At 40.2% G+C, this 22,820-nt stretch carries 23 protein-coding genes; 18 read left to right on the forward strand and 5 right to left on the reverse strand.

All coding sequences use genetic code 11. The annotated features are described in order from the left end of the window. Positions 1 to 14 precede the first annotated feature (14 nt). From EHQ64_RS04530 to EHQ64_RS04540, 3 genes are all read left to right on the forward strand, one after another. Positions 15 to 488, forward strand: a complete 474-nt coding sequence (locus EHQ64_RS04530) for a GNAT family N-acetyltransferase (RefSeq protein WP_135648324.1) — start codon at positions 15 to 17, stop codon at positions 486 to 488. Positions 489 to 625: 137 nt separating this feature from the next. Continuing rightward, positions 626 to 1,210 (forward strand): type II toxin-antitoxin system antitoxin SocA domain-containing protein, encoded by a 585-nt coding sequence (locus EHQ64_RS04535; protein WP_135648325.1) that lies wholly within the window; start codon positions 626 to 628, stop codon positions 1,208 to 1,210. Next, entirely contained in the window at positions 1,191 to 1,658 is a 468-nt protein-coding gene (locus EHQ64_RS04540; protein ID WP_135648326.1) for a hypothetical protein, read from the forward strand. Before EHQ64_RS04535 ends, EHQ64_RS04540 begins: the two co-directional genes overlap by 20 nt. A 21-nt stretch (positions 1,659 to 1,679) precedes the next feature. Here the strand turns inward: EHQ64_RS04540 and gatB are convergent, their stop codons facing one another. Further along, the gene (gene gatB, locus EHQ64_RS04545; RefSeq protein WP_135648327.1) at positions 1,680 to 3,137 is read right to left on the reverse strand and encodes an Asp-tRNA(Asn)/Glu-tRNA(Gln) amidotransferase subunit GatB; all 1,458 of its coding nucleotides are present in this window, start codon (positions 3,135 to 3,137) and stop codon (positions 1,680 to 1,682) included. A 113-nt stretch (positions 3,138 to 3,250) separates the two neighbouring features. Between gatB and EHQ64_RS04550 the strand changes: the two genes are divergently transcribed. Genes EHQ64_RS04550 through EHQ64_RS04560 form a run of 3 tightly spaced genes read left to right on the forward strand, consistent with a single transcriptional unit; the run spans position 3,251 to position 5,366 of the window. Beyond that, on the forward strand, positions 3,251 to 4,009 hold the full coding sequence (locus EHQ64_RS04550) for a ParA family protein (protein ID WP_135648328.1): 759 nt from the start codon (positions 3,251 to 3,253) through the stop codon (positions 4,007 to 4,009). Next, positions 3,999 to 4,682 carry a hypothetical protein gene (locus EHQ64_RS04555; protein ID WP_135648329.1) on the forward strand — a complete coding sequence of 228 codons (684 nt, stop codon included), beginning with the start codon at positions 3,999 to 4,001 and terminating at the stop codon, positions 4,680 to 4,682. Before EHQ64_RS04550 ends, EHQ64_RS04555 begins: the two co-directional genes overlap by 11 nt. After that, positions 4,683 to 5,366: a toxin-antitoxin system YwqK family antitoxin gene (locus EHQ64_RS04560; protein ID WP_135648330.1), complete on the forward strand. Its 684-nt coding sequence runs from the start codon at positions 4,683 to 4,685 to the stop codon at positions 5,364 to 5,366. Positions 5,367 to 5,612: 246 nt separating this feature from the next. Here the strand turns inward: EHQ64_RS04560 and EHQ64_RS04570 are convergent, their stop codons facing one another. Together EHQ64_RS04570 and EHQ64_RS04575 are read right to left on the reverse strand one after the other, a co-directional pair. Next, a complete protein-coding gene (locus tag EHQ64_RS04570) occupies positions 5,613 to 6,659 on the reverse strand; it encodes an LIC_10230 family protein (protein WP_135648332.1) in 1,047 nt (348 codons plus the stop codon). 86 nt (positions 6,660 to 6,745) lie between these two features. Beyond that, positions 6,746 to 7,750, reverse strand: a complete 1,005-nt coding sequence (locus EHQ64_RS04575; protein WP_135648333.1) for a hypothetical protein — start codon at positions 7,748 to 7,750, stop codon at positions 6,746 to 6,748. Between the two features lie 135 nt (positions 7,751 to 7,885). On the opposite strand from EHQ64_RS04575, the gene EHQ64_RS04580 reads away from it, so the two are divergent. The 10 genes from EHQ64_RS04580 to EHQ64_RS04625 all read left to right on the forward strand — a co-directional run bounded on the left by EHQ64_RS04580 (position 7,886) and on the right by EHQ64_RS04625 (position 18,113). Next, positions 7,886 to 9,259, forward strand: a complete 1,374-nt coding sequence (locus EHQ64_RS04580; RefSeq protein ID WP_135648334.1) for an ABC transporter permease — start codon at positions 7,886 to 7,888, stop codon at positions 9,257 to 9,259. 1 nt (position 9,260) lies between these two features. After that, the gene (locus EHQ64_RS04585) at positions 9,261 to 9,953 is read left to right on the forward strand and encodes an ABC transporter ATP-binding protein (RefSeq protein WP_135648335.1); all 693 of its coding nucleotides are present in this window, start codon (positions 9,261 to 9,263) and stop codon (positions 9,951 to 9,953) included. 6 nt (positions 9,954 to 9,959) lie between these two features. Beyond that, a complete protein-coding gene (locus EHQ64_RS04590; RefSeq protein WP_135648336.1) occupies positions 9,960 to 10,775 on the forward strand; it encodes an ATP--guanido phosphotransferase in 816 nt (271 codons plus the stop codon). A gap of 113 nt (positions 10,776 to 10,888) precedes the next feature. Continuing rightward, complete coding sequence (locus tag EHQ64_RS04595; protein WP_135648337.1) at positions 10,889 to 13,429, forward strand: ATP-dependent Clp protease ATP-binding subunit; 2,541 nt, start codon at positions 10,889 to 10,891, stop codon at positions 13,427 to 13,429. Between the two features lie 73 nt (positions 13,430 to 13,502). Beyond that, positions 13,503 to 13,928, forward strand: coding sequence for a hypothetical protein (locus tag EHQ64_RS04600; RefSeq protein WP_135648338.1), 426 nt, complete (start codon positions 13,503 to 13,505; stop codon positions 13,926 to 13,928). A gap of 33 nt (positions 13,929 to 13,961) precedes the next feature. After that, positions 13,962 to 14,750, forward strand: coding sequence for a tetratricopeptide repeat protein (locus EHQ64_RS04605; RefSeq protein WP_135648339.1), 789 nt, complete (start codon positions 13,962 to 13,964; stop codon positions 14,748 to 14,750). After that, positions 14,731 to 16,047: a tRNA (N(6)-L-threonylcarbamoyladenosine(37)-C(2))-methylthiotransferase MtaB gene (gene mtaB / locus EHQ64_RS04610; protein WP_135648340.1), complete on the forward strand. Its 1,317-nt coding sequence runs from the start codon at positions 14,731 to 14,733 to the stop codon at positions 16,045 to 16,047. The genes EHQ64_RS04605 and mtaB overlap by 20 nt, the downstream gene beginning before the upstream one ends. A gap of 17 nt (positions 16,048 to 16,064) precedes the next feature. Beyond that, entirely contained in the window at positions 16,065 to 16,673 is a 609-nt protein-coding gene (locus EHQ64_RS04615) for a hypothetical protein (protein WP_135648341.1), read from the forward strand. A 237-nt stretch (positions 16,674 to 16,910) separates the two neighbouring features. Next, on the forward strand, positions 16,911 to 17,507 hold the full coding sequence (locus tag EHQ64_RS04620; protein ID WP_135648342.1) for a hypothetical protein: 597 nt from the start codon (positions 16,911 to 16,913) through the stop codon (positions 17,505 to 17,507). After that, positions 17,508 to 18,113, forward strand: a complete 606-nt coding sequence (locus EHQ64_RS04625) for a hypothetical protein (protein WP_135648343.1) — start codon at positions 17,508 to 17,510, stop codon at positions 18,111 to 18,113. It begins immediately after the preceding gene. A gap of 45 nt (positions 18,114 to 18,158) precedes the next feature. Here EHQ64_RS04625 and EHQ64_RS04630 read toward each other — a convergent pair whose 3' ends face one another. Next, complete coding sequence (locus EHQ64_RS04630; protein ID WP_135648344.1) at positions 18,159 to 18,821, reverse strand: class I SAM-dependent methyltransferase; 663 nt, start codon at positions 18,819 to 18,821, stop codon at positions 18,159 to 18,161. A 177-nt stretch (positions 18,822 to 18,998) separates the two neighbouring features. On the opposite strand from EHQ64_RS04630, the gene EHQ64_RS04635 reads away from it, so the two are divergent. Then, positions 18,999 to 20,690 carry a tetratricopeptide repeat protein gene (locus EHQ64_RS04635; protein WP_135648345.1) on the forward strand — a complete coding sequence of 564 codons (1,692 nt, stop codon included), beginning with the start codon at positions 18,999 to 19,001 and terminating at the stop codon, positions 20,688 to 20,690. Beyond that, positions 20,687 to 21,835, forward strand: coding sequence for a tetratricopeptide repeat protein (locus EHQ64_RS04640; protein ID WP_135648346.1), 1,149 nt, complete (start codon positions 20,687 to 20,689; stop codon positions 21,833 to 21,835). The genes EHQ64_RS04635 and EHQ64_RS04640 overlap by 4 nt, the downstream gene beginning before the upstream one ends. A gap of 6 nt (positions 21,836 to 21,841) precedes the next feature. Here the strand turns inward: EHQ64_RS04640 and EHQ64_RS04645 are convergent, their stop codons facing one another. Then, a complete protein-coding gene (locus EHQ64_RS04645; RefSeq protein WP_135648347.1) occupies positions 21,842 to 22,804 on the reverse strand; it encodes an alkaline phosphatase family protein in 963 nt (320 codons plus the stop codon). Positions 22,805 to 22,820 lie beyond the last annotated feature (16 nt).

The raw sequence follows: 22,820 nt of genomic DNA on the forward strand, positions 1-22,820 counted from the left end.
TCCATTCTAAACGAATGACACAAAAAGAAAATTTAATTACTCTAAGAGTCGCAAGTCGCTCTGACCTAGAAGAGCTTGCAGAATTATTCGACCTTTATAGAAAATTTTACGGTCTTCCTTCTGATCTAGCAGGGGCTAAAAAATTTTTAGAAGATCGACTTTTGCATAAGGACTCCATTTTGATCGTTGCCGAAGGCAATACAGGTCTACTCGGCTTTGCACAATTATACCCAATATTCTCCTCTCTTTCTCTAAAGAGAGATTATATCTTAAATGATCTTTATATTAGAGAATCCGAACGAAGAAAAGGTTTTGCAAAAAAGATCTTAGAAGAAGCCGCGAAAAATGTGATAGAACATGGCGGCAAGGGGATGGGCTTAGAGACTCATCCGGACAATCGGCATGCGAGACATTTATATGAAAGATTTGGCTTTAGGCTAAGCGAGGACTTTTTACATTATTATTGGGCGGCACCCAAGGAGAAGTAATCCAGCGAGGCGTGCAAAACGGAATATAGATTCACTATACATATTTTTAGTATTTTTTCCTTGCTTTTTTATAGATTCTTCCGAAAATAGTAGTACGGTAATGAATAAAAGGTAAAATGAACATACCGGTATAATATATGACTGTACTTGCATATTCTTATGAAAGGTTAGTGAATGCGATCGCTTATTTTGCGAATCAGCATGAAAAGGTTGCTAAAGGGCCTCTATACAAAACAACTCTTCTGAAGTATATCGCATTATTCTATTATAAAGTTCTTTTAGAGTCTGGAGAACCTCCTTTAGAATTAAATTTTCTTGCAATGGAAAATGGCCCTGTTGCTGAAGAGATCTATGTAGGTTTGAACGAGAAAGCGTTGCATGCTGAAGAGTTTGAGATTTATAATAGCTCGGATGGACAAGGGGATAAGATATTAGTAAAGGCAAATAAATACGATATGGATTTCTTCTCCGAGTTTGAGATAGAGATCATGGATTCATTAATCCAAGAATTTGCAACAAACTATAAGAATAATAAAAAGATAATAGATGCCACTCACGAACTTCCTCCTTGGAAAAATGCATGGGCAAGCCGAGGAAAAGCCGGAATGAGAAAAATGATGGATGAAGATATCTTTATAAATAAGGAAAAGTCTTTAGCGGAAGAACATTTTGCTATTTATAAAGGCATTAAGGGAATCTCTAATGCCCCTTACCATAGGTGATGTTTTTGTTTGGGAAAATTTTGATAACCATAATGACGGTTCCATCAAGAATGCATGGTTTGTTTATATCGGAAAAACTGGACTATTTTCAGAAGTTTCATTATTTTATATCTTAAGAACAACTACACAGCTTCATCATTATGAAAATACTGGAAGTCGTCATAAACATATAACTCATATTTTTGATCCTTCCAATAATCCTGCTCATACTTGTTTTGATTCAAAATGTCTGCTTGATTTAACCGAAAAACCGTTTGAGATTACTCGCGATTTAAATGAATTAGAAAGACTAGGCAAGTTAAATCGAAAAGGTTCTCTTCCTCTTCCTGAACTTGCAGAAGTTTTTAAAAAATTATGTAATAGTAAGCTTATCCCTAAGATTACAAAAAGGAATATACGGGATTCTTTACGTGCAGCTGGAGTGAAAGGTTTGCCGGATCAAGTTTGATGGATCCGGCTCTCGATTTAATCAACCCTTAGGAGGCAAAGGTCCTAGTTTATCCAGTAACATTTGATTTACCAGATTCGGATCCGCTTTTCCTTTAGAGACCTTCATTACGTAACCAACAATTGCTCCCAAAGCCCTGTCCTTACCGGATTTGTATTTTTGAACAGCGTCTTCGTTTGCGGCAATTGCCTCGTCTACAATCCTTTCGATCTCTTTATCGTCTCGAACTACGATCAGATTTTTTTCGGTTACGATCGTTTCCGGATCTTTGTCCGTGCTGAGCATTTCTTCAAAGACTGTTTTTCCGATCTTACCAGAAATTTTTCCGTCGGCGATCAGTTTCACAAGGCCACCGATCCTTTCTGGAGTTACTTTAAATTCGGAGATAGTAATACTTTCTTTATTAACAATTCCTAATACTTCGTCTTTGACCCAGTTGGAGGTTTTTTTCGCGTCTCCTGAAACTTTAAGAGCGCTTTCATAATAATCCGCGATCTCTCTTTCTGCAGTGAGAACTTCCGCGTCGTATTTTGGAAGTCCTAACTTTTCTACGAATCTATCCCTTCTCGCGTCCGGAAGTTCCGGAAGTGTCTTGCGAATCGATTCCACAGTTTCTTTAGTAAGAATTACTGGAGGAAGATCCGGATCCGGGAAGTATCTATAATCATGGCTCATCTCTTTGGTTCTCATTGTTTGAGTCACATTGGATGCGGAGTCCCAAAGTTTAGTCTGTTGAGGAAAAGTTTTTCCTTGGGTATACATATCCTTCTGCCATTCGACTTCGTAATCGATGGCTGCTTTTACAGCTTTAAAGGAGTTTAGGTTTTTGATCTCCACTCTTGTTCCGAATTTGTCTGAACCTACAGGACGGATGGAAACGTTCGCATCACAACGAAGAGAACCTTCTTCCATATTACAATCGGAAACTCTAATATATCTTAATACAGATTTGAGAGCTAAAAGATAATAATACGCTTCGTCGGAAGATCTCATGTCCGGTTCGGATACGATCTCGATCAGAGGAGTTCCTGCACGATTTAAATCTACATAAGACTGAGGGATTTTCGGGTCCGCAGAGTGTATTAGTTTTCCTGCATCTTCTTCTATATGGATACGAGTAAGATTTACAAATCTAGGCTTATCTTCTCCCTTAACTGTGAAAGAGATCTTACCGCCTGCACAGATCGGTCTGTCGAACTGGGAAATTTGGTATCCTTTTGGAAGATCCGGATAAAAATAATTTTTACGATCGAATTTAGTATGAAGGGTGATATCCGATCCGAAAGCAAGACCTGCCATGATCGCCTTAGTCAATGCGTCTTCGTTTAAAACGGGCAAGGACCCAGGGAGTCCGAGGCATACAGAGGAAACCTGAGAATTGGGAGCTGCTCCGAATTTGGAAGGACTATCGGAGAAAACTTTGGAATCAGTGTTTAACTGTGCGTGCACTTCCAAACCGATGATGACTTCGTATTGCATTTTTGCTTCCTTGACCTGATCCAAAGATCCGGATTTTTTTCCTTCTCCTTGAAATTTTAGAGGCCTATGGAGTTATTCTTCCAAGAGGACCAGTACCGGCAACGGATTTTTGAATGAAACAAACTCTTTGTATAGCGAATCAAAAAGGTGGAGTGGGTAAAACCACCACTTCCGTCCATCTCGCCTCCGGTCTGGCTCGAAAAGGGGAAAGAGTTCTTCTGATTGATTTGGATGCCCAGAACAATGCGAGCTCCGTTTTTCCGGAAACTTTTGTAGTAGAAGGTAAGGATTCCTTTTTACTCTTTAGTGAGAAGGTCCCTATCTCGGATCTAAAGGTTCCTACTCGGATCGAGGGTCTTAGTCTTTTGCCCGGTTCTTCCAAATTATCCCAGGTGGATGTTTTATTGTCCGGAAAGATAGACGGTTTTTTTATTTTGAAAGAAGCCTTGGAAGTTTGTAGTTCCGAATTCGATTGGGTCGTGATCGATTGCCCACCTAGTCTATCCTTAATAACAATGAATGCATTTGTAGCGTCTTCAGGTTTGATCGTTCCTTTGCAGGTTTCTAAATTTTCTTTGGATGGGATCGAAGCGATCCTAGAAGCAAAAAATCATACAGTAAAAAGATTCAATCCTGACTTAAAAATTTTAGGGGCATTATTGACCTTGTTCCAACAAAGGACCACCATGTCTCAAACTGTAGTCCCGATGATCGAGGAACATCTTCGTCTATTCGATTCCAAGATCCCTCCTTCCGTAGCGGTCGAAGAAGCTCATTTGCTGAACCAAACATTATACGAATACCAACCGAAGAACAAAACGACCAAATCATACCAACAATTTACGGAAGAGGTTTACTCTCTTGGCGGATAAAAAAGATCTTCTGAAAAAAGCTGCAGGCGCTGCTGTAAAAAAAACTTTAGGGGGAGAGTCAGCTCCTAAGGTCGAAAGGCCAAAAGTAGAAGTTTCAGAAAATTCTCCCAAGCGGGAGATTTCCGAAAAGGATGGAATCGATCCAGGATCGGAAGGTTTACCAAAAACCGGGGAAAAACAATTGCCCAAAAAAGAGCCCATTTTCAAGGTAAACAACGGTATGAGGATAGAAGAATACACACAGACGGGACTCCGCGATTCGAACGGAAATAAAAAATGGATCCGCATTCTCGGTGTCTTCTTGGTATTGATCTTTGTTTGGTGGATTTGGCCTTCTAAACATGAGATCTATATGGACGTGGATAAAATGACCCCGGACAAAGTTTCCGGAATGTCTTCCGAAAAGGAATATCACTTCACTCATGGACAGGATTTTTTCATTTATTATAAACGAGGCGGTTGGTTCTCTCCTGATAAGATCAAGTTGACGATCTACAAAGTCGACGAGGCAAAAGAAGAGATCAGCGTGCAAGAGAAAGAATTCAAACGCAGGTTCGATAAATTCCAGACCTATTATGACGATTCTTTCTTCGATGAAGAAGGTGCTTACGAGGCTGAAATTAAGGACGAGAACGGAGAGGTTCTCGTTTTCAAAAAGTTCACCATCGACTAGATGAAATTTTTCAGACTATTCATTCTACTTCCTTTTTTCTTATTTTATTGCGAACCTGCAGAAAGACCTAGCGGTTTACCTTCCGGCGCCAAACTCGATAAGAATATGAACGCATATATTTTGAATGAGCCAGGGCTTGCCAGAATATATTACGATAACGGAAAGTTATATTTCGAATGTCCGTTGGACGAAGCTAAACTTTATCATGGACAATGTAAGTCCTACCTTAGGTCCGAAGAAGGGATATCTTCTCAAGGCAATTACGAGCACGGTTCTAAGATAGGAGATTGGGTTTGGTATTTCGCTAATGGAAAACCTTATATCAAGCAAAGATTCGGAAGCCAGACCAAAGATGAGTTCGCTCAGATCAACGGTGATGAGGGGAATGAAGAAGGTCCTTACGAAAGATATTATCCGGAAGGAAACCTAGAAATTAAGGGAAATTATAAGAACGGACAAAAATCCGATTTCTGGCAGAAGTTTTTTAAAGACGGTGAATTGGAATACTCCGGCTATTATTCTAAGGGAAGAAAGATCCGAACTTGGTTTTATTATTTCCCAAATCGCCAAACTGAATCCGTAGAAGTTTTCGACGAGAACGGTAAATTCCTTTCCAGGACGATCTATTCTCCAACGGGAAAAGTATTATGCGAGGTTCGGGAAAAAGAATCTCATTGCGGATAGGTTTTTTCCGTGAACCTGAAAGACTTAAGGGCAGACAAGTTTGTCGCCTGGGGCTTTTTTCTAATTACAATTTACTTAAGTTTCTTCCTAACGCTTACCCATTACGCAGGTGAAGGATTTCTTCTATCATTGTTAGTAGTCCACTTGGGTATATTTTTAGCGTTTAGGAGAGTGCTCGATAAGCTGAACTATTCTATATTAGCCTTTTCTCATGTAACAATCTGCTATTGGATCGGAAAAAACGCTTTAGAGATTTTGTCTACTATCGATGGATGGAAACAAGGATTCTAAAATTCCGAAGTTGATCGTCAGTAAATTGAATAGAAAAAGTATAAATACCACTACCAAAATTAGGACTAAAACGATCAGAAGCGAGATCCGAATGAATCGAACTTGCAAGTAACTGATCCCCAAAGTTAAGTTTTGATAGGTTCCCAATTCCGAACTTCTTCCGAATTTGAGATAATTTCGGATATAAAATCCTGAAATAACGATGACCGCTCCGACAAGTAAGATCCCGAAAGGTTCCGGATAATTTTTTTGCAAAACGAATAACGGAATATAGATCAGATTTCCGATGATCGTTCCTAATCCAACGATCCCGAAAAAATGTAAGATCGCAGTCCCAAAAGAGCCACGATTATTATTTTCAGCACGGAATTCGGCGTCATCCTCTCTCAAATTTTTGAGAGTATAGAAACGATCCGCTTCATCTTTAGTGAAAAGGTTTCCGATCGTAAATAATAGATAGACCATCATCGCTATCCATCCGAAAGCAAATAGAAGAGAAGGAAGAAGCCAAAAAAGATCTTCCGTTCTACCTGAGCTAGCTCCAGCTAATACAATATTCGGAATACTGGAAAGCCCTTGCATTAGTCCGAAAAAATATAAGATCCGATTCAGGAACGGGTAAAAAAATGCTCTTAGATATATAGATAAGAATGAAGTGAGAGAAAGAACTGCTAAAAATATATAAAAGAAAATTTGTAATCTCTGGCCAAGCAACACTCTTCCAAGTCGATTTTTAACATCTTCGGGTTGAGAATCACTCGGTAAACTTGGGTCTTCGATCTCTTTCAGGATATTTTCCGTAAGGATCATTTGAGAGATGGCGCCGCCTTGAAAATAAAATCCTGAGATCGGTTCTCTTGCGGTTCCGTCCAATAACGCTTCCATTGTAGAAGTGTCATTTGTGTTTAAGAATGTAGGTTGTAAAAAAAGCTGAAACCCGCTGATTAATAAGAGTACAAAAGGGATTATATAAGTGAGTATCAGTTTAAAGCGAGATTTCATACCTTAAGGTCCGCCGATACGGCTATGATTTTCGAAAGCTGGATTCTCTTCATCCAAAAAGTTTTGTACGATCTACCCGTCGTATCCTAAAATAAGAATACGAAGATCGCAATCATTCCGATCCCGACGACTCCTAATGCAATCAGGACCGTCAAGAGTAGACTCGATTCTCCAGCTTCTAAAGAGCTAGAGGAAGAAGCGGCGCTTACGCTGGATTTAGCGACCGGTTTCTCTCCAGTATACAATCGAACTTTGATTGAATTTTCTTCTTCGTATATTTTTCCGAATACGTCATTGCCGATCTTGACTACAGTTTCGTTTTCCACACCCTTATTTTCCGTAGCTACAACGGTTGCAGGGATAGGTTTGATCGTTCCGTCTTCGGTCTTTAATTTCATCGAGTCAATGATCCCCATTGTTGTAGGATCATTTCCTGTTAATTGAACCACGATCTGATCTCCCGGTTTGAGTTGATTGACCGGAATTCCAGAGACTGGAGAAAGAATAAATTTGAATTGTACCCTAGAAGCTGTCGCTGGGATGGATGCATCTATTCCGGTAGGAGTTCCGATCGGAATAATTGGAGCTTCATCCGGAACTGATTCATGTTGCTCTTCTTCCTGATCTAGAGTTTCGAAAGAGGATTTACCGGATCCGACTTCGTCTATTTTGTCTCGACCGATCAATGAATACCAAAGGCTGATATCAGGTTTGGAATTTCCCATTGCCTGATTTCCGATCTGGTTGATCAGATACTTGATCTTATCATCTTCACGTTTATTGATATAATGGATCAGCTGTTCCATAAAATCATCGGAACGTCCGCTGTTCTGGAATAATTCCTGAAGTTTATTGGTGAGGTTTTTGAGTTGTTTACCTTCGTATTTGATCTTCTGGCAAACGTTCGTGATGTCTTTAAAAGTTGTTCCGGATAACGGAACATTGATCAATTCACTATTTCCGACTGCAACTACCTCGAATCGATCGATACGACTGGAGACTGGATCTACAATCCCTCCAAATAGGATGTAAAGAGAGGAGGTGCTGTCCCTAGACTGGAATAATAAGGAATATACTTGTTCGGATGGCATAAAATTTCGAATGAAAAACCGATACTACAACGAGGCCAAATCAGTATCGACTTTTTTTTGACATCCTGCATCGGAATCTTATAATTGTCAAACTAAGGAAATTTGCGGATTTGTTTAATTTCAACCGCCGAACTAATGAATTTCTTCTTTCATAGATCCCCCCTAATCCTACTTCTCACTTCCCGTTATATCCGAGGGTCCAGAGTGACCGGATTACTTTCTCTTAAGTCTCGGATTTCGTTCATCGTTATGGCAGTCGGAGTGGCCCTGCTCATCGTAGTTCTTTCTATCTTTAACGGATTCCAAAGACAACTTAAGGAATCCTTATGGCAGGGAGGAGAACATATTACGATTGAAAGCAGTTCTAATGGCGGGGAAATTCGAGATTATCAAAAGATCATCAAATATATAAAAAATGATCCGGAGCTTAAAGATCGGATTATCTCTGTGGAGGCCGGGATCCAAAGTCATGGGCTCATTCAGAGATATAACGTTTTTTATCCTGTTCTGATCAAAGCGGTTTCAATTCCGAGCGTGGATGACCTAATCCAACAGAAACTTCATAATTTTCCTAGAGTGATCCACTATGATCGAGAAGAATTAGGGAACATGAATCGGGAGAGTTACATCATCCTTGGAAAGGAGATGGAAGACCTTTATAATTTCAGCTTGGGCAAACAACTTACTCTCGCAGTTCCTGGAGGAAGATTTTCCTTAGGAAAGGGAGTAGAGGTTAGTGTACAAAACTTCCGTGTTTCCGGATTTTTTAAAACAGGGAATTATAAGTTCGATTCTAGTTTCGTTTATATGTCCTTGCCTGTTGCCCAAAAATTTTTCAAAATGAAGGATTCAGTCAATCAGATCACGATCAAGGCAAGATCTTTGGATGATTTGGGCATAAGTAAAAGGAAATTATATAAACTTTTCAATAGTTTGGAATTCGAGCAGGAGATAGAATCCGCGTCTTCTCTTTCCGTAAGAACGATCGCAGAAGAGCAGGAAAATCTTCTGGCAGCATTACAATTGGAAAAGACGATCATCTCTATCATCGTTTTCTTATTTATTATTCTTGCTGCGCTCGGGATGGTAGCTTCCGTTTATTCTTTGGTACGGGCTAAACGTAAATCTATTGGTGTCCTTAAGGCGCTGGGTTTGCCGGCTTCCGATATTCTTCTGATCTTTACATTGAATGCGATGCTTGTCGGTATCTTAGCTTCTCTAACCGGTGGAGTTACTGGGATCTTTTTGGCAAACTCATTGGATAGTATCGTAGGTTATATAGAAGAGATCATAAATATGTTTGGACCTGCTTTTACCGGATCTGATTGGACTCCTGTAGAATTAGTGCCTAAAAGAATTTATTATTTCGATAAACTGCCCGTGGATATTAACATACCTTTCATTTTTATGGTTACTACTGCGGCAACGATCCTTTCGGGGATTGCAGGTTATTTCCCTGCCAGATGGGCCGCGAGCCTAAATCCAGTGGATACGATAAGGAACGACTAACGTGAGTATTATTAAGATCCGAAATTTGGTCAAAAAATATCATATCCTAGAAAAGGAATTTTCCGTTTTGGACGAACTGGATATGGACGTAGGGGAAGGAGAGATCTTTTCTATCGAGGGAAAATCCGGGATCGGTAAATCCACACTTCTAAATATTTTAGGAGCGATGGACGGGTTTGATTCGGGAGAAGTGCAAGTATGCGGCATAGATATAGGTTATCTTGACGAAAAGGGTAAAGAAAGTTTCCGTGCGGAGAAGATCGCGTTCATCTTCCAGCATCATCTTCTTCTCCCTGATTTTTCAGCATTGGAAAACGTATCCATACCTTTGCTCATCAGAGGTTATTCTCAGAATAAGGCGGAGAAAGAAGCGATCTCCATGTTGGAAAAAGTAGGATTGAAGGATCGTATCCATAGTCATCCTTCTCAATTATCCGGAGGAGAAAGTGCTAGGGTCGGAGTTGCGAGAGCCTTGGTCGCAGGAAAAAAATTGATCCTTGCAGATGAACCGACCGGGAATCTAGATAGAGAAAATTCCCGAAACCTGATGAGCTTGATCCAAGAATTACAGAAGGATCTTAAATTCAGTCTTATCCTAGTCACACACGATATGGAACTTGCTGCCCTCGCTCATAAAAGAAACCAGATCTTTCAGGGAAAACTAAAACCTGCCGTAATCCCACAAACGGTCTAAACTTTGATGGATGGCTGTATTTATTGCGGCTTGTCCCTTTTAGATTGGAAAGACCGTGGAAAGATCGGATGCGCTCATTGCATCGGATTCTTAAAGGAAGAATATACTAAATTTATTCCTTTCCAAGCTTCCGCAGATTGGGAACCGCCTTCTCATTTTCCATCTTATTCCGCATGGAAAAATCTCCAAAGTATGGGAGAAGATGTCTTGGACCGTATCGATTCCTGGGCTTTACCTTTTTCTTACAGATTCAGGGTCGCAAGAAATCCGAAACATTCCATCTATCCGAAACAAAATCGAACAAATGAAAGTTACTTGGGTTGGTTTCTGGACGATTCCGGTTTCCAGGGCAGTAATTCGGGAAAAAAACTTTCTGATCCTGAATTTAAAGAAAGAATTCCTTGGAATTCGGGGACATTAGTTGCGGGAGACGAGGATCATATCCGATGGGAATATGTGACCGATTCACTTTCCGAGTTAAACTCGATTCTAAAATCCGATTTTTTAAGTAAATTCGAGGCAGAAGATAAGTTTGATTTTCAAAATGGGATCGGATTCATCAATTCCTGTCCGACAAATTCCGGTTTTGGGGACAAACTTTCTGTTTCTATTCCGGCGAGACTAGCGGACTCCGGTGAGCTAAGGGATTTCCGATTACCAACGGATTGGGGCTTCTATCGGGAAGAATTGAAGGATAGATTGGTCTTTTTCCGAAAAAATTTCGGTCCAGGAAGAAAAAATTCCTTTTTCAATTTGGTTTCATATTTAGCTTTACTGGTAATAAGTGAAAAAGACGGTTCAAAAGCCTCCTTTGAACCGTAATCCTTTTTGGTTAACTAGTCCGATATATTCTTTAAGGGAGAATCCGGCTCCCAGTTGGAAATTGGAAGCGAATACAGTCTAACCTATAGAACCCATCGGGAAGGGCGTTGCACATGTTGGAATTTACTAAAAGAGCAAAAAGAGTAATCAACGAGATCGCTCAAGACGAAGCAAAACGTCTTGGGAGCGAATTTATTGGCCCTGAACATATCTTATTAGGTTTGTTGAAGGAAGAAGATTCGGTTGCGATAAAAATTTTAAACAACCTGAATATCAACCTCAACGAACTTCGTAAAGAAGTAGAGCGCAGGACCAGAGAGAATTCTGGAACATTATTGATGGATATGGCCCAAGGACAAGATCGATATCAAAAGATCATCGAGCTTTCCAAGGAAGAAGCCAAACGCCTCAAACATAATTATGTAGGAACGGAACATATCCTTCTAGCATTATTAAGAGATAATAATAATATCGCAGGCGGAGCATTGTACTCCTTCAGCGTGAATTATAACGTAATCAAAGGGGAGATCCTTCGTTTATTAGGAGCTCCTCCAACAAGCACAGTAGGAGTCTCCAGCCAACCAACCGCACAACCTGGAACTCCACGCGCGGAAAAAACTAAAACTCCGATCTTGGACGAGTTCGCTCGAGATCTAACTCAACTTGCCAGAGATAAAAAATTGGATCCAGTTGTAGGAAGATCTAACGAGATCCAAAGGGTGATCCAAATCCTTTCTCGTAAAACCAAGAACAATCCTGTTTTAGTAGGAGAATCCGGAGTCGGTAAAACTGCGATCGTAGAGGGATTAGCTCTCGCGATCGTAGAAAAGAACGTTCCGGATCTTCTATTCGATAAACGTGTATTGTCTTTGGATCTTGCAAGTTTGATCGCAGGAACCAAGTATCGCGGAGAATTCGAAGAAAGATTGAAGAAGATCATGAAAGAGATTTCTTCTTCTAATAATATCATCATCTTTATCGACGAGTTACATACTCTGATCGGAGCAGGTGCTGCAGAAGGTGCCGTGGACGCAGCAAACATTCTGAAACCTGCACTCGCAAGAGGTGAATTGCAATGTATCGGTGCGACCACAAGCACTGAGTATCGCAAATACATCGAGAGAGACTCTGCATTAGAGAGAAGATTCCAAGTCGTAAAAGTTGCAGAACCTTCTGTAGACGATGCGATCTTGATCTTAACAGGACTCAAAAAAGCATACGAAGCTCACCACAAGGTGCGTTATTCCGATCGTGCTTTGGAACAATCCGTAAAACTATCTCATCGTTATATCAACGACAGATATCTTCCTGACAAGGCGATCGATATCATCGACGAAGCGGGAGCAAAGGCAAGACTTGCAAATTGTGCTCGCCCTCAAGCAGTGAAAGACTTGGAAGAAGAGATCAAATCACTTTCTCAAAAGAAAGAGGATTTGGTTCGTTCTCAAGAGTATGAAAAAGCTGCAGGGGTTCGCGACGAAGTAAATCGTAAGAAACAGGTTCTGGAAGAAAAGATCAGATCTTGGCAAGAGAAACTGGATGATTTCGCAGTTTCCATCGACGAAGACGATATTCTTTCCGTAGTATCCCAGTGGACCGGAATTCCATTACAAAGAATGGAAGAGAACGAGTCCTCTAGACTTCTTCGTTTGGAAGAAGAGCTCAAACTCAGAGTTGTGGGACAAGACGAGGCGATCGAAAAAATTGCGAAGTCCGTTCGTAGAGCTCGCACTGGATTTAAAGCGGAGCGTAGACCTACAGGATCTTTCATCTTCCTTGGACCAACAGGTGTGGGTAAGACAGAGCTCGCGAAAGCTTTAGCAGAGTTCTTATTCGGAGACCAGGACGCAATGTTGCGTGTGGATATGTCCGAATATATGGAACCTCATGCTGTAAGTAGATTGATCGGGGCTCCTCCTGGCTACGTAGGTTACGATGACGGCGGACAATTGACCGAGTTCGTACGTAAAAAACCGTATTCTATCATTCTATTGGATGAGATCGAAAAAGCTCACCATGATATTTTCAACGTTCTTCTCCAAGTAATGGAAGAAGGGAATCTCACCGACACGAAAGGTCGTAAGGTTAACTTTAGGGACGCGATCATCATCATGACTTCAAACATCGGTGCTAAGGAAATTTCCAGCACTGTAAGATTGGGCTTCGAAGATCGTTCCGGCGAAACTGATAAATATAAATCAGACCAAGCTCGTGAGCAGTTGAAAAAACATTTCAACCCTGAGTTCTTGAACCGTGTGGATGAAGTTGTTTACTTCAAACCGCTCAGAAAAGAAGAGCTTATGGCGATTATGGATATCATGATCCGCGATACCAATAAGAGATTATTGGATAAGAAGATCAAGATCGACCTTACTCAAGAAGCGAAGGATCACTTCATGGATATCGGCTACGACGAAAAATTCGGAGCGCGTCCATTACGAAGAGTGTTCCAACGTGAGTTAGAAGATTATATGGCTGTTCAAACTTTGAAAGGCGCTTATAAAGAGCCTACCAAGATCACAGTTGCTTTCAAAGAAGGTAAACTGGATTTCTTGGAAGAAGCTTGGACCGATTATAAACCTGCAGATCAGGGTTCGGACGGAGGAAGTTCTCCGAACAATCCTGAGCGTTCTGAAGAACCTGCGCTTGTTTAAAATTTTTACCCCCTGGACGGTTTCGGAAAGGGGGTTTTTGATCTAAATAGGAGACCTTCATAGGAGATGGAGTATGCCGTATCTAATTCCCGTCATATTCGTTCTCCTTTACCTTTTAGTCCGTAAGGTATGGTTTCATCTACGTAAGATCAGAACAGTTGCAGGGATCGAAAAAATCTCTCTCTGCGTTTTCCAGCCTGATTTATTTCTTCCCGAGGTACGCGTCCTCTACAAATACTACTTCCAAGGCGGGGTCTACTACGGATCCGGTTATATGCTGTTAACGGATTTCCTCGATCAAGAGGAATACGAGATTTACAGAAACTTGGACGGTTTACCTGTATTGGAAACCGGGGACTTTCAGATCGTATCCGAGGAAAGAATAGAACATTTCCTTTCGATCCGATATCCAAGTATAATCGTTTTCATCGACCCGGTGGAGCCATTTCATTCCTTAATTGATTGTTTAAACACAAAGTCAATGGGGGTTCCCACCTAAAAAAAATCTTCCCTGCCGTAAAAGTGACTAAAGATGCACAAAGGAAAAATTCTCCTACTTACCCTGATACTTTTCGTTTTTTCCACGGGGACGACTTTAGCGCAAAGCGAACCGGACTACCAAACCGCACTTGCCGAATTCCAAAAAGGAAATCCAGATAAAGCTCTCGAAATTATCCGAGTGCTTCATGAACAAGGAAAACGTTCTTACGAAACGCATTATCTTGCTGCATTCTGCCATTATAATGCGGGAAGAAATAAATCCGCTGCGACTCATTGGTCAGAAGCCTTAAAACTAAAACCGGGAGATCCTGCAGTCAGTGTGGACTTCGCTAGATATCTGATTCAAGCAGGTAGGAATTCCGACGCATTAGAGATCATTTATAACTCTTATCAAACAAATCCTAAGAACCGCGAAGTAAGATTATTATACGCGACCGCTTTATTATATAATAATAAAGCGAGAGAAGCATTATATATTATAGAAAAACTAAAAGCAGAAGACGGAAACGATTATCGTCCTTTGGTTTTGGAAGCTCAGGTGTACTTCTATTTGGGAAGTGCTGAGAAAGCAGAAGTTAGTTTGAAATGGGCCCAGTCCTTAGTTCCGAATAATCCTAATGTCCTGAATAACTTGGGATTAGTTTATGAAAAGGCCGGAAACCAAGAAGCAAAACGAGGCAATGTAAAAAAGGCGATCGAGCAGCTTAAAAATGCCAAAGAACAATTGGAATCGGCTCTCAAACTAAAACCCGACGACGAAAAGATCAAAGGGAATATCAGAAGAGTCGAGGCAAGGATCAATGCCCTTAGCGCCGGGTGAAAAAAAAGTCTTATTTCATACCTTAGGTTGTAGGCTCAATTTTTTCGAGTCGGACGGGCTATTCTCGTCCTTAAGCAAACATGGTTATTCTGTTGCGGGAGCACAAGATATTCCGGACGTAGTAGTCGTAAATACTTGTACCGTAACCAATAAGGCAGATTCAAGAAATCGTAATATTATTCGAAATGCGATCAAACGATATCCTGGAGCCCAGGTTTGGGTGACTGGATGTTACGCGCAAACAGACAAAGAATCCATCGAATCTATCCCGGGGATTGCAGGAGTGATCGGGAACGAAAACAAATCCGATCTTCCTAGATTGATCTTAGAAAAAGAAGGATCGGATCCTTCTCATATTCCGATCGTATCGGATCGTTTCGCATATTCGGATGTTTTGCCGAATGGGCATACTCGCGCCTATCTAAAGATCCAAGACGGTTGTGATAGACAATGTTCTTATTGTAAGATCCCACAAGCTAGAGGGAAGGGAGTTTCCAGAAATTGGAATGATGTCTTGGATCAGGTCTCCTTTCTACAAGATAATGGGGTAGGCGAGATTATACTTACCGGAGTAAATCTTGGCTGGTATCGAGATGCGGAAGGCAAAAAAGCTTTCCCGAAAATGTTGGAGGCGATTTTAAACAAGCTGGAATATTCTAGACTTAGACTTTCTTCCATCGAACCTCCTGATGTTGGAACGGAGCTTGCCGAACTTCTAACTCATCCTAGATTTACTCCTTTCTTGCATGTGCCGTTACAAAGCGGTAGCAAAGAGATCCTAAAAAAAATGAAGCGTAGTTATACTCCTGAAACTTTCCGTAAAAGGATAGAGCTCGCAAAGTCAAAAGTTCCAGATCTGTTTTTAGGAACTGATGTGATCGTGGGGTTTCCGGGAGAGACGGAAGCTGATTTTGGAGATTCTGTTTCTATTTTAGAAGAATTAGGTTTTTCTAAAATTCATGCATTTCCATTTTCCATTCGAAAAAATACTTCTGCGGAGCAATTTCCGGAAACGGTTTCCAAAGAAGAAAAGAAAGAAAGAGTCCATACCTTAATGGAACTTTCCCAAAGATTACACCGAAATTATGCCGAAAGCCAATTCTCCAGAAAAAGGGAAGCCGTATTGGAAAACGGTGGGATTGCAGTAACGGACAATTACTTAAAGGTAGTCATCGCTGACTCTGATCTTAGAAGTTTAAGCCCAGGGCAGTTTTTGACCGTAGAGATCGGCGAATATTTGCCAGATCCTGGAAAAGAAGGTAAGGTTTCCGGAAGAATACTGGCTGCAATCGGCTAAGTACAGATAGAATTCATATGATCCGAATTCTTATTCTGGGATTTTTTCTTCAAGGTTGTATTAGCTTTTCCAACTATAAATTCGAACCTAAATCTAGGTCCTTAGATCAGGGATTTGTTCCTACCAAAAGTTTAATCGTAGATTCATTGAAAAAGAACGAAAGATTCAATATGAATCACTACAGTTCTTTTCTGAGTGAACAAGACAGGATCGAATACGAAAGTATTTTCAAAAAAGCAGGATATACAATATCTACAGAATCCGTTCTTTGGGATTCGGATTTAAGAGTGGAGATAGAGGAAAACTCTGATAATAAATTTAGCCAAGGGCTTATGTTTGTATCTGCGTTTTCTTTTGCTTTAATCCCGTTCATGATATCCAGTGATGTTGAAGTTTCTTTTACATTCACGGATCGTAATAAAGAATTTGTCGGGAAATATACTCGTCATTATTCCGAAACGACTTGGATCCAAACGTTATTAGGGTTTGCATTTTTTCTTCCGAACCGAAGCGAAACTCGATATGAAGCTCGTCGAGAGATTGTAAATTCAATATTAGAAGAATTGTATTTGGTCGGAGTACTATCTGAGGAACGAGCCGAATCTCTTAAGTCCGAAGAATATTAATTTCTCCACATGCCTCGGGAAAGAATTGAATCGTATACCCCTTTTGGTATAAAAAATTTCTGATCACATGATTGAGGGGCTAGACAATATTCTGACTTTATAAAGTTAGAATATCTAAATATACGAAATTTATAACTTATTTCGGTTTTTTATTGATTCAAGATTTTCAAAATTTAGTATAGGCTCACCTTTCGACTTTGGTCGGTTTAAAAGGAAGGATTTTTTGGATTTCGCTTAATGAAATTAAAATTGCTAGTATTCTCTCTTCTTTTCATTTTCTCTTCGTGTATTACAATTCCTGTCGGTGTTTCTTTAAACGACCCCCTTTCTCAAAAACGACCTCTTCCTTTAACTGCATTTATAGATAGAGTGACTTTGCCTGCTAATATCGATTCTGTAAAAAGCAAAGAGGATAAGCTGACACTTGCAATTGTAGAATATTCTAAAAAGGCAAATTATTTTCAAAAGACGGCGTATATAGGTTACAAAGAACCTTCGGATACTAAGTATAAAATTCTTACATTTATATGCTCTAGTTTTGAGGAAACAAGGAAGCCACATCCTGCTTACTTTCCTTTGGCAATTTTGACTTTAACAATTTATATCTGGGCAGGCGGTCCTATTGCATCTGATCATTCTCAATATGAATGTAATCTTACGGTCAAGAACCCAAATGGTAATGTTCTGTTTAAGAACACTAAGAGGATATTTAATGTTCGTGATGTGAACTTATACAGTAAGTATTACACTTTTCCAAGCGGTATAGAGGATCGGACTGAGACATTATCCTCTCTTATCAATTCGTATTATAATACAATAAAGGAGACAAACTAAATGAAAAAAATTGGGTTAATTATAGTTGCATGTTCAGCGATCGGGTTGTTCAACTGCGCTACTTTTACCAGTTACCCGGATGGATTCAAGGATCCAACTTATGCAAAACCTGAAAAAGCGTCTAACAAGACTATTTCTGTGACTTATACTCAGAAATCTTTTTCTGAGAACGGACAAGAGATTCAAGTGAATGCTGCCGCTCTTGAAGCGTTACAAAAAGAATTAGAAAAGAATGTTTCCGAATCCGGTTACTTTAAAGCTATCGCGACTGCTCTAGAGCCTTCAGACTTGAAACTTCAAATCGAAGGTGTGGATCAAGGTGGCGGTGGCGGACAAGCTCTTGCTTTTATTAGCGGTCTGACTTTAACAATTTTACCTGCTTGGGCAAAAGATACTTTTACTATTACTTATACGTTTAAGGATAAAAAAGATAAAGTTGTGAAACAATACGTTCGTAGCGTTACTTTCAATACTTGGATCCAAATACTACTTATATTCGTATTTCCTTTTCAATCTCCAGGCAAAGAAATCCCTGCGGGCTTTAAAGCTACTACATACTCTGTATTAGAGGAAGCTGCAAAAGACGGGATCTATAATTTGAAATAAAATTTAGATGCGATTTTAAGGGAGATTCTTCCTTAAAATCGCTTCCTATGACCTGATCAATTCTTCAGAATACGTTTCTTCTTCTCTTAGATCATAATAACCATATTCGAATTCAGGGCCGGATTGGATCTCTAGTCCGTAAACATTCTCGCTGATCCGAACAGTTTTAATGATCTCTAATTTATATTGTTCCGCTAGGAATTTCATTTTATCTAAGGAGATCTTATCGTTGATCCTTGGACCGACAGGGTATTCGTTTTTGACCCAATCTAGGACGATCAATTTTCCTCCCTTTTTCATAGAGCGGATCAGTCCGTCCATTGCTTGGCCAGGATCGGCAAAAGTTGAAAGAACTAAGGAAGCAAAAACGACTTCCGGGACCGGGATCCATTCCGGTAGAAGAGGCCTGTCCGCCTTCTCCATATAAAAAGGGGTAAATCTTTGGATTTCTTCCCGGTTTTTCCAATGTAATACTTCATCCAGGAAGTCTTGGTTGCATTCCGCTCCCCAAACCCAGCCTTCTTTATGAATGGATTTTAGAAGAGTTTCAGTCCAAAAGCCCAATCCCATCCCGAAATCTACGATATTCTGTACATCTTTGAGGGAAAAATGTTTTAAAACAGTTTCCGGAGGGGTAAGCTCACGTCTCTTACTAGAGAGGAGGAAATTCTGATATTCTGGATCGTAATAATATTCTATATCAATCATCTAAGAGCCGGAAGTCGTATTATGTCGTATGAATCCTTTCTTTAGTCAAGATCAAACTATCCGAAGAAGTTTCCGATTTCTCCGTATTTTATATTATTTTCCCCACATTCTCCTAAAAACCGAAGTAAAAATTTGCATTGTAGCAACCGATAATCTAGTTCGGAACCTTATTTCCAAATGAAAATTCGACTCCGAATTCTAACCATATTGTCCTTACTGCTATGGGGAACCTATATCCAGGCGCAGCAGGATACTTTTCGCTTGGACAATGATAGTGCGAGTGTTGCAAACTCCATTAATGTGGAAGTTTTGAAAGATGGTAAATCCGTTCGGATCAGTTGGGAGCCTCCTAGAGAGACCGGAGAGATCATCGTTGCTCGTTCTTCTTCTATTATAGATAATCCTGAAAAATGTTATATCTCTGATTCATTGGGTAAATTTCCGAGTGGTGTTGGAAATAGTGTAAATCAGATCTACGATTATAATTTAAAGCCGGGAACATATTATTATGCGGTAATATTAGCTCATCATGTTCGTAAGAAAGATGTAAAGTTAGCCGCTAATCGTAATTATACTACGATCCCGATCGTGATAGAAAATAATCCTCCGCCTCAAACGAATAACAATTATCCTCCTGCAAACACGACGAACAATTTTCCTCCGGCGAATACGAATCAACCTCCTCCGGAAGAGCAAAAATATCTTTCCGATAATGCAAGAGTAACGGATATTTCAGTTAAAAGAGAAGGGCAGTATCTTCGTATTTCTTGGGAACCTTATCCTAAAGGGATCCAAGGAGAAACAATTTATACGATTTATAAATCTGCGGAACCGATGTCTAGCATGAGCCTTATGAGAAAGGCGGAAAAACTCGCAGAAGTTTCGCATCCCGAAAATAGTTTCTTGGATCAGGACCTTACTAAGTCCCAAACTTTATATTATGGAGTTTCCGTAAAACAAGGTTTGAAGGAAGTCCTACCTTTAGTACAAAACCAATCTTTTATCCGCCAGTTCTATGTTTTCGAACAAGATAAAAGGAAACCTCCAAAAGAATCGGACGAAGTTACGAACCCTCAATTTGCATATGATGAGATGCATGTTAAGGATCTCAAAGCGACTAGTGTGGACGGAGGAGTTCGTTTAGATTGGAAGGCTCCTGATAGAGCCGACGAGAATACGATCTATTCCATTTACCAAGCGATCAAACCTTTATCCGGTGGAGTTTCTACATTCTTAGGCGGTAATGTTAAAAAATTGGGAGAAGTAGGACATCCGGATACAAACGTGATGGTTCGTATGAAACCATACTCCGGCGCGATATATTTCGGGGTTACTGTGAAAAGAGGAGATCTAGAAGATTTTACTCTTACCCTAGACGAGTCATTCGTTGCTATCGGATCAGGACCTGCAGGGCCATCCGAAGATAATTCGAATAATCAGACTGCTGATAATAATGAAAAACCTAAGAACGATTCCAATAATAACAATAATGGGAATCAAGACCAGAACAATCAGAACAACCAAAATAATCAGCAAAACAATCAAAACGGTCAGAATGATCAAAGGCAACCTCTGATAGTAGAGCAGGAAGAGCCTAGTAATGAGGAAATCGATAGAGTTCTGAAAGACACTTATTGGAAAAACGAATACGGTGAAGCTGTAAAACAATTGGCGGCTTATGCGAGTTCCAATGATATCGACATTAGAGGAAAGGCTAAGTTTTTCTTGGGTATGTCTTTCTATCGAAAAGGTGAATATAATAAAGCTTTAAAGTTCTTCGTTCAAAAAGATACTAAGAACTATAATCCGGAACGAACCGAGTTCTGGACCAAACAATGTCTGGCCCGGATCGGCGGAGGAAGAAGATGAACCGTTCCATCATATTAGTGACAGGATTTTTATTCGTATGTGCCGGGCTTTTAACCGGCATTTATACTGCAGTTATCCAGGATACAGGTTCCGCGAATCGAGGTATTTTGGAGAAGATCAAGGAAGGTGAAGAGTTCCTAAAACATTCCAATCCTAAATCTTCTGAAAAAGCCTTGGATATTTTCGCAGAATTATCCGCAAAGGATGTTGGAACCGATCTTTCATTTAGGATCCAATATGATCTCGCTTCCGCTTTGGATAAGACCGGAGATAAGATGAGAGCTCTCGGGATCTTTAGAGAGTTGAATCAGAAAGAAGGTTTGGCTCGAGAAGAGAAAGCAAGGGTTGCATACGGACTTGGAAATCTTCTTCTTCTTTTAAATAGGGACGAGGAAGGGAAAGGGCATTTAGAAGAAGTGCTCAGAACTTCCGGAGACAATAAACTTAGATCAAATGCATTATCTGCGATTGCCGATTATTATATGAAAAAAGGCAATTATGATCAGTCCAGAAAGAACTACGTTCTGGCATTACAAGAAGATCCAGAAAACGTAAAAGCTAGAGTAAGATGGGGAAAATCTTTACGTAGAATGGGTAAAGATTGGTCCGCTTACGATGTGTACGAAGACTATGTTCAATCGGATGCATACTTCGATCCTGATAAGGTTGCAGTCGATAAAGAATTCCGTTCCGGACTTTTGGAGAAGGGAAGACAATTATACGTTCGTAAGGAATATTATTCTGCGATCGAAACTCTTAAAAAAGCTTTGGATATCGGTGTTAGCGAAAAAGCCAGAGAGCAAGCTTGGTATTATATCGCCGAAAGTTATGATGCATTAGGAAAATCCGAACAAGCTATCCAATATCTGAACAAGATCCTAGAAAATACAGATGGAAGCTTGGATCAGGCGGCACTATTTAGAAAAGGAACGATCTATTTCAGAGGTGGTAAATATGAAAAAGCAGCTTCTGTTTTCCAAGAATCTGCAGATCGTAATCCGGATAGTCCTGTAGGTAAAAAATCTTCCGCTTGGAAAAAAGAGGCTTTGGATCAGATCGACGACGACCTGAGATACAGAGACGGAGATTCGGCAAAGGCCAAACCGAGCGACGACGAACGCCAGGACGACGACTGGAAATATTAAGAAGTTCTAATTGGATGTCTGAACGAATTCTTGTTCGGACATTTCTATTTTAAGCCCGAGGCAATCATAGATTGCATGTGGGATATCCTTAAGAGCGTGGATCTTATCTTTCATTTGATCCGTATATTTTCCGTATAAGATCGTTGGAACTGGATTTGTGGTATGTACATCCACCGTCAGGTCTTCTAGGTTTCCGTGATCGGAAGTTATGATGAGCTGATCTTTTTCAGGATCCATTGCATCCAAAACTCCGAGTAAAAAACCCTCTAGATCGGAGATACATTTTTCAGCACCTTTCCAATTCATCTTATGTCCTACTTTATCCGTGATAAAATATTCGTAGATGCATAATGTATGATCTTTCATCGCAGGAATGATAGCATTACCGGTTTCGTAAGGATCTTGGATCTCTAAAACCGGATCATCTTTGTCTATATACTCCCTTCCGAATTTTCTTAGGAAGTCCCTGCTGATATCCATGTATAGGCCTTTACCTTCTCGCAAATCGTCCATACCCTTCAAAGGTTTATCCGCAGCCATTTGTATTAGGGTGGAAGCGGATACATGTCTAGGGTTCTTTTTTACATGGTCAGCAAATCCTGGAGTATAGCAGTTCAGTAAATCCGCCTTAAAACCGTTCTCTTCTAAAATCCGAATGATTGAATATTTTGCGATGATCCGTTTTAAGGTGAATGTAGGAAATCCACTCATATGTCTGTTCAATACTTGGCAAGCATTGATCCCGGTCCATAAAGAGGTTTGTCCGGTCGCACTTTGTGGGAGCCCTTTGATCCCCATACTTGCATCCGTTTTTAGATAGATCAGGTCTTTTAAACGAGTAGGGGAATCTTTCGGGATCTCTTTTTGGCCCAAAGGGAGAAATATCCCTTTGGCATACTTGGAGAATGGATTTTTTGTAGGATCATCCTCTCCAAAGCCGATTCCGTCTATAAATACGTAAAATATCATTTTGTTAGTTCGAGAA

The organism is Leptospira sarikeiensis (assembly GCF_004769615.1).
Classification (GTDB): domain Bacteria; phylum Spirochaetota; class Leptospiria; order Leptospirales; family Leptospiraceae; genus Leptospira_B; species Leptospira_B sarikeiensis.

Bases quoted from the DNA above. Each gene is read 5' to 3' on its own strand.
- EHQ64_RS04640 (WP_135648346.1), top strand. From the start codon at position 20,687: ATGAACCGTTCCATCATATTAGTGACAGGATTTTTATTCGTATGTGCC.
- EHQ64_RS04580 (WP_135648334.1), top strand. From the start codon at position 7,886: ATGAATTTCTTCTTTCATAGATCCCCCCTAATCCTACTTCTCACTTCC.
- EHQ64_RS04615 (WP_135648341.1), top strand. From the start codon at position 16,065: ATGATCCGAATTCTTATTCTGGGATTTTTTCTTCAAGGTTGTATTAGC.
- gatB (WP_135648327.1), bottom strand. From the start codon at position 3,137: ATGCAATACGAAGTCATCATCGGTTTGGAAGTGCACGCACAGTTAAAC.
- EHQ64_RS04600 (WP_135648338.1), top strand. From the start codon at position 13,503: ATGCCGTATCTAATTCCCGTCATATTCGTTCTCCTTTACCTTTTAGTC.
- EHQ64_RS04575 (WP_135648333.1), bottom strand. From the start codon at position 7,750: ATGCCATCCGAACAAGTATATTCCTTATTATTCCAGTCTAGGGACAGC.
- EHQ64_RS04635 (WP_135648345.1), top strand. From the start codon at position 18,999: ATGAAAATTCGACTCCGAATTCTAACCATATTGTCCTTACTGCTATGG.
- EHQ64_RS04605 (WP_135648339.1), top strand. From the start codon at position 13,962: ATGCACAAAGGAAAAATTCTCCTACTTACCCTGATACTTTTCGTTTTT.
- EHQ64_RS04535 (WP_135648325.1), top strand. From the start codon at position 626: ATGACTGTACTTGCATATTCTTATGAAAGGTTAGTGAATGCGATCGCT.
- EHQ64_RS04550 (WP_135648328.1), top strand. From the start codon at position 3,251: ATGAAACAAACTCTTTGTATAGCGAATCAAAAAGGTGGAGTGGGTAAA.
- EHQ64_RS04570 (WP_135648332.1), bottom strand. From the start codon at position 6,659: ATGAAATCTCGCTTTAAACTGATACTCACTTATATAATCCCTTTTGTA.
- EHQ64_RS04530 (WP_135648324.1), top strand. From the start codon at position 15: ATGACACAAAAAGAAAATTTAATTACTCTAAGAGTCGCAAGTCGCTCT.
- EHQ64_RS04630 (WP_135648344.1), bottom strand. From the start codon at position 18,821: ATGATTGATATAGAATATTATTACGATCCAGAATATCAGAATTTCCTC.
- EHQ64_RS04620 (WP_135648342.1), top strand. From the start codon at position 16,911: ATGAAATTAAAATTGCTAGTATTCTCTCTTCTTTTCATTTTCTCTTCG.
- EHQ64_RS04560 (WP_135648330.1), top strand. From the start codon at position 4,683: ATGAAATTTTTCAGACTATTCATTCTACTTCCTTTTTTCTTATTTTAT.
- mtaB (WP_135648340.1), top strand. From the start codon at position 14,731: ATGCCCTTAGCGCCGGGTGAAAAAAAAGTCTTATTTCATACCTTAGGT.
- EHQ64_RS04645 (WP_135648347.1), bottom strand. From the start codon at position 22,804: ATGATATTTTACGTATTTATAGACGGAATCGGCTTTGGAGAGGATGAT.
- EHQ64_RS04540 (WP_135648326.1), top strand. From the start codon at position 1,191: ATGCCCCTTACCATAGGTGATGTTTTTGTTTGGGAAAATTTTGATAAC.
- EHQ64_RS04595 (WP_135648337.1), top strand. From the start codon at position 10,889: ATGTTGGAATTTACTAAAAGAGCAAAAAGAGTAATCAACGAGATCGCT.
- EHQ64_RS04625 (WP_135648343.1), top strand. From the start codon at position 17,508: ATGAAAAAAATTGGGTTAATTATAGTTGCATGTTCAGCGATCGGGTTG.
- EHQ64_RS04590 (WP_135648336.1), top strand. From the start codon at position 9,960: ATGGATGGCTGTATTTATTGCGGCTTGTCCCTTTTAGATTGGAAAGAC.